At 69.7% G+C, this 14121-nt stretch carries 11 protein-coding genes; 2 read left to right on the top strand and 9 right to left on the bottom strand.

The features are described from left to right. Positions 1–4: 4 nt before the first annotated feature. Positions 5–610, bottom strand: a complete 606-nt coding sequence (locus AMK27_RS03725) for a nucleotide exchange factor GrpE (RefSeq protein WP_073902560.1) — start codon at positions 608–610, stop codon at positions 5–7. Between the two features lie 9 nt (positions 611–619). Further along, positions 620–2518, bottom strand: coding sequence for a molecular chaperone DnaK (gene dnaK / locus AMK27_RS03720; RefSeq protein ID WP_073902559.1), 1899 nt, complete (start codon positions 2516–2518; stop codon positions 620–622). A gap of 605 nt (positions 2519–3123) precedes the next feature. Here dnaK and AMK27_RS03715 point away from each other — a divergent pair. Further along, positions 3124–4755 carry a PucR family transcriptional regulator gene (locus tag AMK27_RS03715; RefSeq protein ID WP_241847291.1) on the top strand — a complete coding sequence of 544 codons (1632 nt, stop codon included), beginning with the start codon at positions 3124–3126 and terminating at the stop codon, positions 4753–4755. Positions 4756–4894: 139 nt separating this feature from the next. Here AMK27_RS03715 and AMK27_RS03710 read toward each other — a convergent pair whose 3' ends face one another. The 7 genes from AMK27_RS03710 to AMK27_RS03680 form a co-directional block, all read right to left on the bottom strand. Further along, positions 4895–6007: an acetate/propionate family kinase gene (locus AMK27_RS03710; protein WP_241847290.1), complete on the bottom strand. Its 1113-nt coding sequence runs from the start codon at positions 6005–6007 to the stop codon at positions 4895–4897. Positions 6008–6437: 430 nt separating this feature from the next. Further along, positions 6438–7244 (bottom strand): hypothetical protein, encoded by an 807-nt coding sequence (locus AMK27_RS03705; RefSeq protein WP_073902557.1) that lies wholly within the window; start codon positions 7242–7244, stop codon positions 6438–6440. A gap of 586 nt (positions 7245–7830) precedes the next feature. Continuing rightward, positions 7831–9048 carry an esterase/lipase family protein gene (locus AMK27_RS03700; protein WP_073902556.1) on the bottom strand — a complete coding sequence of 406 codons (1218 nt, stop codon included), beginning with the start codon at positions 9046–9048 and terminating at the stop codon, positions 7831–7833. A gap of 264 nt (positions 9049–9312) precedes the next feature. Beyond that, positions 9313–10305 (bottom strand): DNA polymerase Y family protein, encoded by a 993-nt coding sequence (locus tag AMK27_RS03695; RefSeq protein WP_073902555.1) that lies wholly within the window; start codon positions 10303–10305, stop codon positions 9313–9315. Continuing rightward, a complete protein-coding gene (locus AMK27_RS03690; protein ID WP_073902554.1) occupies positions 10302–10541 on the bottom strand; it encodes a hypothetical protein in 240 nt (79 codons plus the stop codon). Before AMK27_RS03690 ends, AMK27_RS03695 begins: the two co-directional genes overlap by 4 nt. Before the next feature lie 555 nt (positions 10542–11096). Further along, positions 11097–11453, bottom strand: coding sequence for a PRC domain containing protein (locus tag AMK27_RS03685; RefSeq protein ID WP_073902553.1), 357 nt, complete (start codon positions 11451–11453; stop codon positions 11097–11099). Between the two features lie 211 nt (positions 11454–11664). Then, positions 11665–11826, bottom strand: a complete 162-nt coding sequence (locus AMK27_RS03680; protein WP_055599654.1) for a hypothetical protein — start codon at positions 11824–11826, stop codon at positions 11665–11667. Between the two features lie 980 nt (positions 11827–12806). Here AMK27_RS03680 and AMK27_RS03675 point away from each other — a divergent pair. Further along, positions 12807–14072, top strand: coding sequence for an MFS transporter (locus tag AMK27_RS03675; RefSeq protein ID WP_073902552.1), 1266 nt, complete (start codon positions 12807–12809; stop codon positions 14070–14072). Positions 14073–14121 lie beyond the last annotated feature (49 nt).

The raw sequence follows: 14121 nt of genomic DNA, 5'->3' as shown, positions 1-14121 counted from the left end.
CCTGTCACTCCCGCTTCGCGACAGTCACGGCGGCGGGCCTGAGCTGCCGTTCGCCATCCCCGTAGCCGGGGCGCAGCACGTCGACGATCGTGCCCGGCGAGGCGTGGGGGTCCTCGACGACGCCGATCACCTCGTGCCGCGCCGGGTCGAACGCCACGCCGGTCTCCGCGTGCCGCGGGTAGCCGAGCAGTTCCAGGACGTTCACCGCCTGGTCGCGGACTGCCTGGACACCCTCCACGATGGCACCGGGATCGGCGCCGGCGTGGGTCAGGGCGAGTTCGAGGTTGTCCAGGACGGGCAGGAACGCGGCGGCCGTCCGGGAACGCTCGACCTTCCGCTCCCGCTCCAGTTCCCTGGCGTGGCGCTTGCGCAGGTTGTCGAGGTCGGCGAGCGCGCGCCGCCAGCGGTCCTGCAGCTCCTGGAGCTCCGCCGCGTACTCGTCGTCGGACGGTGCGGGGCCGCCGTCGGCCGCGCCGACGCCGGGTTGCCCGTCCGTAGCGGGCACCCGTCCGGTCGGCCGGCCCGAGGGCGGCGGAGCCGCGGCGTCCTCCGAAGCCGGATCGGTGTGGCCCGGTACGACCGGCTCGGGATTCTGGGGGTGGATGGGCATGGCGGTTCCTCAGTCCTTGTCGAACTCGGCGTCGATGACGTCGTCGTCACCGTCACTGCCGGTCGTGGGACCGCCGGTGGTGGCGTCCTGCCCGGGGCCGCCCGTGTCAGCCGCACCCTGGTGAGCCGCGAGGCCGGCGAGCAGCTGCTGGAGTTCGGAGGTCAGGGGCCGCACACGCTCGACGTCCGCCTCTTCCTTGACCGCCGCCCGGGCATCGGACACGAGCATCTCGGCGCGTGCCTTCTCGTGCGCGGGCGCCGCGTCGCCCAGTTCCGTGAGGCGCTTCTCGACCTGGTACGCGACAGCGTCGAGCTCGTTGCGGGCGTCGACGGCCTCGCGGAGCGCCTGGTCCTGCCCCTGGTGCCGCTCGGCCTCCTGGACCATGCGTTCGACCTCGCTGCGGTCCAGGTTGGAGCTCTCACTGATCGTGATGCCCTGTTCCTTGCCGTTGTCCCGATCGGAGGCCGTGACGTTGAGGATGCCGTTGGCGTCGATGTCGAAGGTGACCTCGACCTGGGGTTCGCCCCGCGGCGCCGGCCGGATGTCGGTGAGCTGGAACCGCCCCAGCACCCGGTTGTCGGCGGCAAGCTCTCGCTCACCCTGGAGGACGACGATGTCGACGGCCGGCTGGTTGTCCTCAGCGGTGGAGAAGGTCTCGGAGCGGCGCACCGGGATCGTGGTGTTCCGCTCGATGATCTTCGTCATCACGCCGCCACGTGTCTCGACTCCAAGCGACAGGGGGGTGACGTCGAGCAGCAGGACGTCCTTGACCTCGCCCTTGAGCACCCCGGCCTGGATCGCGGCGCCCAAGGCCACGACCTCATCGGGGTTGACGCTCATGTTGGGTTCCTTGCCGCCGGTCAGCCTGCGCACCAGGGCCTGAACGGCCGGGATGCGGGTGGACCCGCCGACGAGGATGACCTCGTCGATGTCGCTCTCGCCGGCCTTGGCGTCGGTCATGGCCTGCTGGACCGGTCCGAGGCACCGCTCCACCAGGTCTCCGGTGATCTGCTCGAAGGTGGACCGCATGATCGAGTCGGTGAGGTGCTTGGGTCCGGAGGCGTCGGCGGTGATGAACGGCAGGCTGACCTGGGTCTGCGTCACCGAACTCAGTTCGGTCTTGGCCTTCTCAGCCGCCTCGAAGAGTCGCTGCAACGCCTGCGGGTCCTTGCGCAGGTCGATGCCGTTCTCCTTCTGGAAGCCGTCCGCGAGGTGATCGACCAGGCGCCGGTCGAAGTCGTCGCCGCCCAGGTGGCTGTCACCGGCGGTGGAGCGCACCTCCACCACACCGTCGCCGACGTCGAGGATGCTCACGTCGAAGGTCCCGCCGCCCAGGTCGAAGACGAGGACGGTCTCGTGGTGCTGCTTGTCCATGCCGTACGCGAGGGCTGCGGCCGTCGGCTCGTTGATGATCCGCAGCACCTCGAGTCCGGCTATCCGGCCGGCGTCCTTGGTGGCCGTGCGCTGGGCGTCGTTGAAGTAGGCGGGCACCGTGATGACCGCCTCCGTGACCCGCTCCCCCAGCTGTTTGGAGGCGTCCGCGGTGAGCTTGCGCAGCACCTGGGCGCTGATCTCCTCAGGCGCGTACAACGTGTCGCGGACCTTGAAGCGGGCCGCCCCGCCGTCGCCCTCGACGACGTCGTACGCGACCGCCCTGGCCTCCTCGGAGATCTCGTCGAAGTGCCGGCCGATGAACCGCTTGGCGGAGTAGATGGTCCCCTTGGGATTGAGGATCGCCTGGCGCCGGGCCAACTGGCCCACCAGACGCTCGCCGGTGTCGGTGAAGGCCACCACGGACGGTGTCGTGCGGTTACCCTCGCTGTTCGGCACCACGGAGGGCTCGCCGCCCTCCCACACGGCGATCACCGAGTTCGTGGTACCCAGATCGATGCCCACTGCCTTGGCCATGAGAATCCTCCTCCCGGTGCGGCGGTCCTGCGCCGACTCTCCGGATCACGCTCGTTCGGGTACAAGTGGAATCCCAACCGGTGACAGGCAGAGTGCCGACCTGCCGACCAGCTGTTCAGCCTCGTCCGCGACCTTCTGGTCCGCGGCGACCCCGTACCGGCTCGGCTACAGGAACCTGAGCGAAGCGCAGTGCCGGCGGCCGCGCCGCAGCGCGGGAGAGGTCACCCGGTCATCGCGCGGTGCTTCCAGCCGGTGGCCGCCGAGGCTGCCAGACCCTGTCCAGGATGGTCGGCCGGATGGCTCGGCGCCTTCTCCCGACGAGCCAGAAGTGCGCGCGCCGAGTAGCCCCACGAGCACGAGAGGGGGATTCTGGGCATCTCGGCTGAGTCACCCCCCAGTGGGTAGTGTTAGTAGCGATCGCCTCCCCGGAGATCCGGGGAGATCGGAGTGATCCCATGAACGGCAGCCGATCACCGAACGCTCACGGCCGCTGCTCCGACGGGGAGGGCAGCCTTCCGCCGAAGAGCGCCGGGCGGCACCCTCCGGGCGCACGGGAGGAGACGCTCCCGCCCGCTACCGGACCGATCGGGCATGCCCTCCACTCCATGACGGGTTTCTCCCGCGCCCTGTTCGAAGCCGCGAGTGAAGGCGAGATCCTGCGCCTGGCCATGCATCACATAGCCGACGCCGGGCCGTACTGTGCGGAAGCCGGATACCTCCAGGTCGACGGCGATCTGGTCCCCAGCCCGAGGAACGATCACACCCACGCCGTATCCGTCGACCGGAGTGTCCGGGAACTGGAGGGGCGGGACGGGCCGGTGGCCGTCCCCGACAGAGCCTGGGGGTGGGCCCTCGGGCTGCGCGGGACGGAGCGACTTCACGGGTATCTGGTGGTGACCTCCGTAGCGCGGCCGACGGGGGCCCAACGGTCCCTGCTCGCGATGCTGATCTGGCACACCGCGGCCGCCCTGTCCGTCGCCTTCGCGCAGCGCCGCCGGCGCGAGGACGCGCTGGAGCTCCACCGGGTCAGGGAGGAACGTGCCACCCTTCAGCAGCAGCTGATCTCGGTGGCGGCTGAGTTGGGGAACCAGCGAGCCGTTCACGCGCTCATGGCCGACATCGCCGCATCAGGCGGCGGTGAGGAGGCCGTCACCCGCGCACTGCACCAGCTCACCGGACTTCCGGCGCTGGTCGAAGACCGCTTCGGACGGCTGAAGGCCTGGTCAGGTCCCGGTCGGCCCGACCCCTACCCGGAACCGGACCCCGCCCACCAGGACCTCATGCTGCACTCCGTCGCCCGGGAGGTCGGCCCCGTACGGATCGAGGACCGGCTGGTCACTCTGGTACGTCCACACGGCGAGATCCTGGGCGTACTGGCACTGGTCGACGCCCTCGATCAGGCCGACGGACACACCGCCTTCGCGCTGGAGCACGCCGCCGCGTCGCTCGCCCTGGAGCTGACGCACGTGCGCAACCTGGCCGAAGTGGAGCTGAGACTGCACCGAGAGCTGGTCGACGACCTCCTGGCGGGGACGGACGCCGCGAGCGCCTACGCCCGCTCCGAGGCGGTCGGACACGATTTGCGCCGCAGCCACTACGTCGTCGTCGTGGAGTGGTCGAACCGGACGGCAGACGATTCCTTCGCCCGGGCTGTGGGCCGGGCGGCCTCTGCCGTCGGCATGCGCTCGCTGCTGACCCGACGCTCCGATCACGTGGTCCTGGTCGCCGACGACAGGCCGCCCGCTCGCGCGCTCCACGAGGCGCTCGCCCGGGAGACCGGAACGCGGTCCGGGACGATCGGGGTGAGCTCCCCCTCCGACTCCGTGCCCGACATCCCCCACCGCTACCAGGAGGCACAGCGCGCCCTCGACGCGCGCCTCAGTTCCCGCGAGCGCTACGGCACGACCTTCTTCGACGAGCTCGGCCTGTACCGCATCCTGGGACCCGGCGCCGATCACCGGGAGCTGGAGGCGTTCGTCCACGAGTGGCTCGGGCAGCTCATCGACTACGACTCCCGCCATCACGCGACCATGGTGGAGACCCTCTCCCGGTACTTCGACTGCGGCGGCAACTACGACGAGGCCGCCGCGTCCCTCTCGATCCACCGCAGCACACTGCGCTACAGGCTGCAGCGCATCCGCGAGATCAGCGGCAACGACCTCGCGAACGTCGAAGACCGTCTGAACCTCCAGGTGGCGACCCGAGTGTGGAGGATCGTGCTGGGCGGATCCGGCTGACGAGGGAGGTCGGGGAGGTCTGCTGCTTCGGCCGTTCTCCGTTCTCCGTTCTCCGTTTTACGTTTTACGGACATCGGATCCGGACTCCGCCCGCGTGACATCCCTGGTTGTCGGTGAGGGGCAGTGACATCAGGCCCGGTCAGCCCTGAACCAGGAGAGCACGGGTCTCCAGGTCGATCTGTCGAGCCTCTCCGGTGGGAACGACAACGACGGGAACGCGTGCGTCGGGCGCGCTGACGATCTCGGGCTGTTCGGGGACCACTGGTCGCAGCCCGCCCGTGAGGCCGAACACGGACAGCCGGGCGCACACCTCTTCACGTACCTCAGGCTGATCCTCACCGATCTCACCGGTGAAGACCAGGGCGTCCAGACGGCTCAGAGATGCGGCCATCCCGGCGATACCGCGACGGCAGTGGTGGGTGAAGACGTCGAGAGCGAGTGCGGCACGCTCGTCGCCCGCCGCACGGCTGCGGACCAGGTCGCGCGTGTCGTCCGAAGTACCGGAGAGGGCGAGGAGGCCGGACTCGTGGTTGAGAGCGTCCTCGATCTCGTCGGCCGACACGTTCTTCTGTTTCATCAACCAGGTCAGTGCACCAGGGTCGACGCTGCCGCTGCGGCGACTCATCACCAAACCCTCCAAGGGTGTGAAGCCCATCGTGGTATCGACACTGCGTCCTGCGCGCACCGCGCAGGCCGAGCAGCCGCCGCCGAGGTGCACCATCACCACGTGCAGCTGCTCCGGGCGTCGGCCGAGGAGTTCAGCGGTGCGTGCCAGCGCCCAGGCGTAGGACAGACCGTGGAAGCCGTAACGGCGCAGTCCGTAGGCCTCGCGCCAGCCGGCAGGCACGGCATACTCCCGAGCCGCAGCCGGCAGGCCGGAGTGGAACACCGTGTCGAAACAGACCACGTGCGGGACGCCGGGCAGCAGGTCCCGGGCCGCGTCCAGAACGGTCAAGGCTTGCGGGACGTGCAGCGGCGCGAGTCTCGCCACCCGATCCAAGCGGACACGCACGTCGTCATCGAGCAGGGCGTGGCTGCACAGCTCCGAGCCACCGTGGACGATGCGGTGGCCCACGGCCGCAGGAGCCGGCCCCTCCCTCAGCAATTGCCGAAGCGAACCGAATGCGCTCTCGCCAGGAGGAGATTCGCTGTGATGTTCGTTGAGAACCTCACCGCCGTCCCCGAAGACCGTCAGACGCAAACTGGATGATCCCGCGTCCGCGACTAGCACCGGGCTGATTCGTGTCCGCACGCACCGATCCTCTCCCTTGTTCCGCATCACATTCTGAAAGAGACTTCCTGACCTAGCCAAGGCTCTCCGTGCCCGGCACTGAGTACCCGATCCGGCCGCTCAGGAAACGAGGTTCTGCTGGACAATCCCAGCCGAGCAGCAGAGCAGCAGGATTCGACGCCCCGATTCGCCGGCCGTGAAGCAAGGTGCTCACCGCTCTGGAGCAATGACGACCATCCAGATGGCGGCAGCGAAGGTCTCGTCACCAGAACACCGTCGATTCCGGTCCGGGCGCAGGTGCGTGGGGCGGGTGACGGCCACGAATACCCGTCGCATTGACTGCGTCACGGCTCCGAAGACCGTGCCTCGGTGAAGACCGCTACGAGAAGCAGAACACCGTAGAACGGGCGATCAACCGGCTCAAACGGCCTGGCGGGCCTTTCGGCAGGGCTCAGTGTTCCGGCAGCTCCGATGAAGCGAACCAGTGGGGGAACGGTCCGGCGGAGGGCGGGAAGGCGAACGGCGGGGTGCGGTCGGTGAGCAGGCGCAGCACGAACTCGCCGGTGCCGCAGTCGAAGCGCTGCCACTCACCGCCCAGGTACTGCACCAGGACCGGCCAGTCGTCGGGATCTTCCGGTCCGGTCAGCCAGTGAAAGCTCAGCTCCTGTTCGGAGATCCCCCATGTGAGCACGCCGCCGGGCGCGGGGTGGACGGGGTACGGCCGGTACAGGTCGGCGTACCGCGCCATGTCCTGGCCCCAGGAGACCAGATCCGTGCCCAGCGCACCCGGCACCAGCAGGTCCAGGTACTCGTCGAAGCTGCCCGGGCCGAAGGCGTCGACGATGTCCTTGTAGTCACCGGGCAGCGCGGTGCCCAGCGCGGCCTCCGTCGCGGCCCAGTCGACGCCGCGCCGATCGGGCTCCGTCCACCCGGTGGCCTCCCGCAGCAACGCAGCCCACCCGACGCCGGGCGGGCGGGTGAACGCGCGCCGGGCGAGGATCACGACGCGGCGCGGGCCATCGGCGGTGGCCGTCACGCCGTATCCGAACCAGTGCTCGGCCAGCACCCACCCGCGCAATTCCAGCAGCCCGCCCTCCCCGCCGACGGGGATCCCTTGCTCCCCGCCCACCGGCGGACCGTCGGGCGCCCCTGCCGCCATACCTCCGACGACCCACGCGCGTACGGGCAGACTCGTCCCGTCGATCACGTCCGCGGCGATGCGCTCGAGCTCGGCCAGATCCTCCGCGTCGCTGGGCACACAGACGTGCCCTGCGCCATGACTGGGCTGTGGGCAGTGCAATTCGGGCGCGCGGCAGGCGTCGTTCAGACGGGTGCGCAGAGCTGGGGCGTCCATGCGGCCAAGTGAACAGCACAGCACTGACATGGGTCGTTTCGCCACTGTCCCGGAACCAGAGAGACCGCAGTTCCATCGGAGGAGGCGTCGGACAGTACGGTCCTGCCGGCCACTAGCGTGCGTGGTGGGAGGTCAGGCCGAACTGGTCGTTGAACCGCTTCCCTGGTGCCCGTGACCTGTCATCCCTATATCACGGCTCAGGGCAACGGCCTACCGCCGGTTCCTCGACCGCTGCGCTCGACGGCGGTACGGCTCACCACCGAGCCACGCCGGGAAGATGCAGAAACATTCGTTGCGTCCGGCCCCCTGACTGGGGATGCAGGGGGCCGGGCGTGGTTTTTCCCACCCCGGAGGGGCGGTGCTTCCGCTGGTCGAACGGGCGCCGCTGCGGGCCGTACCCGGTGTCGTGGGCAGATGGACCTGCCGGCTCATCGGGTACGGCTGGCACGCCGCCGGCGTCGGTGCGCTGGCCGGGCGCCACCTGGGGTGTTTAGTCGGGCAGCCGGTCGAGGACCCACTCGCCGATGTCGGGGGTCATGAGGGTGTGCGGGTCGTTGTCGGCGGAGAGCAGGAAGTCGTCGAGCTCGGACTGGTCCGGGTCCAGCTCGTCGATGTTGGTGTAGAGGTCGTCGTGCCGGTCCAGGTCGCGCACGGAGACGGCGCTGACGGACGGCACGAAGCACACCGACCGGTGGGTCGCCTCGACCTCCTCACCCACGCCGGTGAGGGCGTCGGCGATGATGCCGAACGATTCGAGGGTGCCGCCCGGAGCCCCGTCCAACTCGGGGAAGTCGTCGGTGGTGATCGTGTGCGGCCCGCCGAGGACACCGTCGAGGGCGGCGACCTGCGCCTTCTTGCCCTGCGACTGAGCGAGGAAGCGGGTGCCCGCGAAGAGCGGCCCGGCGCAGCTGAGCGTCTCCTTCCCGGCCTCCACGCCGTTGCCCACGCCGTCGCCGCGTCCGCTGGCGACGCCGATCAGGCGCGGGATCCGGGGCCAGCCGCCCACCTGCTGCAGCTGCTCCTTGAACCGGGTGCGCAGGGGGCTCTCGGCGGGGGTGGCGTCGAGTGCGTCGAGGTAGCGCCAGAGCATCTGCTGCGAGGCCGGGCTGCTGATCTGCCTCAGGTAGGTGTCGTCTCCGGTCTTGGCGAGGTAGTGCGCGAACGCCTGGAGGCCGATCGGGACCCACGCCCCGCGGTGCGGGCTGTCGAACGACACGTAGACGCCGGCGCGGTGGTCGATGCGCTGGGTCTCCATCTTGGCCAGCGCGTAGCGGGCGACGATGCCGCCCATGCTGAACCCGCCGACCATCAGCCGGGCGTCGCCGAGCTGCTCGGCGGACGTGCGCAGGATGGCGGCCATCATCGTGTCCGCGTTGGTGAGGATGGACTCGCTGCGCTCGTCGAAGCCGACGAGAACCAGCGTGCGCCCCCGCGCACGGAGCTGGCTGACGAACGGGTAGCGCCCGTTCTCCAGCCAGTCGTACAGCCAGTCCAGGTCGCTGGGACCGAGGTTGAACCCGTCGGCCAGGACCACGGGCCGCACCACACCCCGCTGTCCCTCCGCGTAGTACACGCGGGCCGTGCCGTAGGGAAGTTCCCACGTCTCGTCGGCCGCGGGAGCCTGGGGCACCGCCGGCTGGTCCTGCGGGGTCACCAGTCCGATCGACCCGGCGGCCTTCCTTGCCTTCTCATTCCTGCTGTCGGCCACAAGGGCCCCTTTCACGTGACTGTTCGTCGGTTCGGGAACCATGCTTGTCACGTCTCTCGGCCGCCGCGCTGGTGCCGCTCCGGCTCTCACTCCGCTGGGCAGGCGTACGCCCGGGGCACACGGAATCGCAGGCCGGCGTATCCGCTACGCCTCATCGTCGGTGGCAGCTCTGTTGCCCTTCGGACCCTGAGACAGGCGTGCCCCGGATCAACACCAGCGCGAAAGCACGCGAGCCCACCCGCCCCAGGGCCTGGCTCGCAGGCGTCAGCTCGCCTTCCGACAAGCAGCGGCAGGCCCGGCGACCCGATGGCCGTACCGGGCGTTCAGCTTGTCGATCATCGGCTCCAGCCGCAGCCGGGCCTCCTGCGCGTGGTCGAGAGACAGCTGAGTACCCGGGCCTTCCTCAGCCGGACGGAGGTCTTCGGCGGTGAGGGTGAGGCGGCGGATCCGGGCGCGCTGGAAGGCCATGGCGTCCAGGAGCCGCAGGGTGCCGGTGCGCAGGTCCTCGGTACGGGCGGAGGGCTGCGGGAGGCGTCTGGTCCGCTCGGTGGTGGCGCCGTCGGCGAGGCGCACGGTCAGGGTGAGGCCGCGGGCGGTCTGTCCGCGGCTGCGGATCCGGTCCCCGAGGATGACGGCCAGGTCCAGGAGCGCGGCACGGACGAGGACCGGGTCGTAGACGTCGCGGTCGAAGCCGAAGGACTCCGAGGTGGACTCCGGCATCTTCTGGACCGCGACGGCGCGGGGGTCGATGCCTCGGGCCCGGGCGCGCAGGGTGCGTCCGGCTTTGCCGCCGAGGATGCGGCACACCACGGTCTCGTCCATGGCGGCGAGTGCGCCGATGGTGTGCAGCCCGTACCGCTGGAGCTGGGCGGCCTGGGCGGGGCCGATGCCGTGCAGCGCGTGAACGGGCAGGGGGGCGAGGAAGTGTTCGACCGCGCGGTGGTCGGGCAGGTGCAGCACCCCGGACCGGCCGGCGCGGGCGGAGGCGGTGGCGGCGGTCGCCCAGGTGTCGGCGACGCCGATGTGGGTGTCGATGCCGGTCTGCACCAGCGCTCGCACCCGGAAGCGGGCCGCGAGCTCGCTGGCGCCCACGCCGAACAGGCGCAGCGATCCCTTGACCTGCGCGAGGGCGGCGAGCGGCGGGAGCGGCTGGAGCTGTGGGGTGAAGCCGGCGAGGAGGTCGAGGACGTGGCGGTAGTCCTCGGGAGAGGTGTCCGGCCTGCACCGGACGTGCCAGATGACGCTCGTGCCCGTCATGCTGTCCGGCCCCTACTCGCGCGCTGCTCACGCACCAGCTGCCTCAGCTCTGCGCGCCCTGCGGCAGGGCGGGGGTGTGCCCAGTAGGGGTGGAAGTGCAGCTGCACCGACAGGCGCAGAAGGCGCCGGCGGAGCAGGGTCGTGCTGGTGGCGTGGGGGTGGGCGAGCTCCTCGTAGGTGGCGGTCCAGGATCGCTGGGCGGTGACGAGGTCGTCGGGAAACGGGTGGAACCTCATAGACCGATTAGAGCACCTGTTCGATTTGGAGTGCCAGTCGTGCCGCGTGGGTCGGGCAGAACGCGGGTTCTACTCTCAGCCGCATCGGCACCTGTCCGCCCGACCCCGAGGATGCGCGCCATGACCGCCCCTGCCCGGCTCCGGCCCCTGGGCCACTGCGCCCGTGCCACGCCGGCCTGCCACCGGTACGGATTCGATGGAAACCCGTTGCGTCAGGCACATCATCGAGGGGTGGCCGAACTCCGGGCGAAGAAGCCCACGAGCTGCCACCCGACCTCCTGCGGCTCAGGACCCTGGAGCACTGGCTTGTGCTGTCCCCTGGACCGGGTGCGGGAGGGAGCGGATAGCGGAGGTCGAGACCCGGGAGGCGGCTCTGCGTCCGGTGCGGCCGGGCCCGGAGGGTCCCGGCTGGGTGCCGTCGTTCCTGCGTGAGGGCCGACGGCCGGATCCGGGCGTGCGGCATCTGCTGACGGTGACCATGCGTGCAGAGGACATGGGTGTGGAGCGGCAGCCCGGTGGCTGCCGCCCCACACCCGCACCGCCTCTGCGGCTTCCTCAGAGGCGGTTCGAGAGGCCCCCGTAGTAGTCGCCGACCTGCCGGTGGTAGTCCTCGTTGCCGAGGTGCTTGTCCTTCTCGAACTCCGGGGCGGCCTTGATCTGGTCCTTGGTCCAGCCGACGTAGACCTTCTCCTCCTGCGCGTCGACCCGGTCGATCGTGCCCGCCGGCAGAAGAACCTCCTTGCCGAAGATCCACGGGCCGGTGTCGACCACGATGTACGAGGAGCCGACCTCCTCGGAGTGCTTGTCGACCTTGCCGATGGAACCGTCGGCCGCCTCGACCTTGTAACCCGTCAGGTCGGTTCCGACCGTACGACCAGACGTCTCGCGGTAGCCCCACACATTCTCAGTCATTCGGATTTCCCTCCGTAAACGGGAACCGATCGGGAATGTAATTCTCGATCGACCTTCTTCAGATGCATCACACAGGAGACGGAACTCGCGTTCCGGCCTGGACACCGCCTGCCCCGCGTTCGCGGCGCTACACGTCCGCCCTTTCCTTTCATCCGGAACGCGCCATGCCGACCCTGAACGCCGACCCTGAACTACGCCAGGAGAGGCCGTGCTACCAGCGGTACCAGCGGCCGCTGCTGTTCTTCGGCCGGGCAACGAAGCCGATCAACCAGATCACCAAGACGGCGATCGCGACCCACCAGAGAATCTTCACCGCGAAACCGGCACCGAACAGGATCAGAGCGAGCAGAAGAACAAGAAGCAGGGGGACCATAGTTATCAACCTCCGAAACACCGGATGCCCTACAACCCCTCACTCATGCATATGATTTCCAGCTGTTTTCTAGCGGCGCAGGTGGGTATAAGGCGCGAGCCCGGCTCCCCACTCACCCACTACCTTCCTTTGCCACTGCGCCGCACCTCGCGTCGACTGACCACCTCGGAGAATCGGGAGAGATCTGAAGCCGCCGCCGGCGAGCCGCGCGGGTTCAGGCCTCGGAATCCTGAGCAGGCTGCGGTCGCGACCCATCGGGTACGCCAAGGCGCAGGCCGCGCAGGCCAAGGAGAGCACGGGCCGGGCACTCGGCAACACGGATGACCGCCGATGGGCACGCCGACCAGGCCAAGGGCATCGCCCGCCAGACCAGGCAAAGACGTCAAGGGGACACCCTTCGCCACCGCTGAACCGCGCACGTCAACCATGGGTCCCGACCAATGCTTCCGGTCGAGACCCGGCCACGTCCCCGGCCTGGCGCCCCGGTGATCCCGAGCCACCGTCGACGGCCTGCCACCCGACCATCCGGCCGTCGGTAATCACCAGCGACCCAGACCGTTCCCAGGCGGCAAGGATCGGGGCCACCAGCACACCGCCGCGTCCGCATCGTCCGCACTGGCGCGCAGCGGGACGGTCGCGAGCACCGGTCGGAACTTTGCCGGCACCGCACGCACCCCCCGCTCTCCGTGGCCGCCCTACCGGAGGGCCGACTACTCGGTTCGCGACAGAGGCGTCCGCTCCAGGTGACCGAGGAGCTGGCCGCCGCACCACTGGTCGCACCGGGACGGGCGGGCCCGCGCCCGGAGGGCAGCGACTTCCGATGCGGTGCCGACCGGTCAGCTCCGCACCCGGGCCCCTTCGCGAGCAGTCCACACCATCGAGAGCACACTGGCTACCTGCGGTTGCACATATAGCGCGTGTGCAATTATTGTCGAGGCACGTAAAGAGATGCCTCAAGCAATTCTGGAAGGGGGCGAGCCATGCCGCTCGCACTACTCGCTCTTGCAGTCGGGGCCTTTGGCATAGGCACGACTGAGTTTGTGATCATGGGGCTGCTGCCCGAGATCGCCGCCGACTACGGTGTCTCCATCCCCGCTGCCGGCCTGCTCGTCACTGGTTACGCCCTCGGAGTCGTCGTCGGCGCACCGCTGCTCACCGTCTTCGGGGCCAAGGTCAGTCGCAAGCGAATGCTGATGCTGCTCATGGGCCTGTTCGTGCTCGGAAACCTGCTGTCCGCACTCGCCCCGAACCTGGGAGTGATGCTGACCGGCCGCGTCGTCGCATCACTCGCCCACGGGTCGTTCTTCGGTATCGGGTCGGTCGTGGCCGCTGAGCTGGTCGCGCCGGAGAAGAAGGCCGGCGCCATCGCCACCATGTTCACCGGGCTCACCGTCGCCAACATCGTCGGCGTGCCGCTCGGCACGTTCATCGGGCAGGCCCTGGGCTGGCGCACCACCTTCGCGATCGTCGCCGCGCTCGGTGTCGTCGGGCTGCTCGGTATCGCGAAGCTCGTCCCGGCCATGCCCCGCCCCGAGGGCGCCCGCCTGCGTGGCGAGCTGAAGGCGTTCCGTAACCCGCAGGTGCTGCTCGCGATGGCGATGACCGTGCTCGGCTTCGGCGGCGTCTTCGCCGCGATCACCTACATCGCCCCGATGATGACCCATGTCGCAGGCTACGCGGACGGCTCGGTGACCTGGCTGCTCGTCCTCTTCGGCATCGGCATGTTCCTCGGCAACCTGCTCGGCGGCCGCTTCGCCGACCGTGCGCTGATGCCCATGCTGTACGTAGCCCTCGGCGGCCTGGCGGTGGTGCTCTCGCTGTTCACGGTGACCGCGCATAACAAGATCTTTGCCGCGATCACCATCCTCCTCGTCGGAGCGCTCGGCTTCGCCACCGTCCCGCCGCTGCAGAAGCGCGTCCTCGACCAGGCGCACGGCGCCCCGACCCTCGCCTCCGCCGTCAACATCGGCGCCTTCAACCTCGGCAACGCGCTCGCCGCCTGGCTCGGCGGCCTCGTCATCGCCGCCGGCCTCGGCTACACCGCACCCAACTGGGTCGGCGCCGCCCTCGCCGCCGCCGCGCTCGGCCTCGCCCTCTGGTCCGCGGCGCTGGAGCGCCGGGCCCCCGCGAGCACAGATGCCACCGATGGCTCCAGCGCCTCACGTGCTCCCGGTGCTCCTGGTGTCTCAGCTTCCTCTGCTGCCGAGGACACCAGCGGTGGCGCCCGCGTCCCCGTACGCCACTGACCCACACACTTCCTCTTCCCCCTCCCCCACCGCACACCCCCAGGAGAAG

Origin of the sequence: Streptomyces sp. CB02009, assembly GCF_001905825.1 — a bacterium.
Lineage (GTDB): Bacteria > Actinomycetota > Actinomycetes > Streptomycetales > Streptomycetaceae > Streptomyces.
Note: the sequence above shows the minus strand (reverse complement) of the source record. Positions and strands in the feature narration are given on the sequence as shown.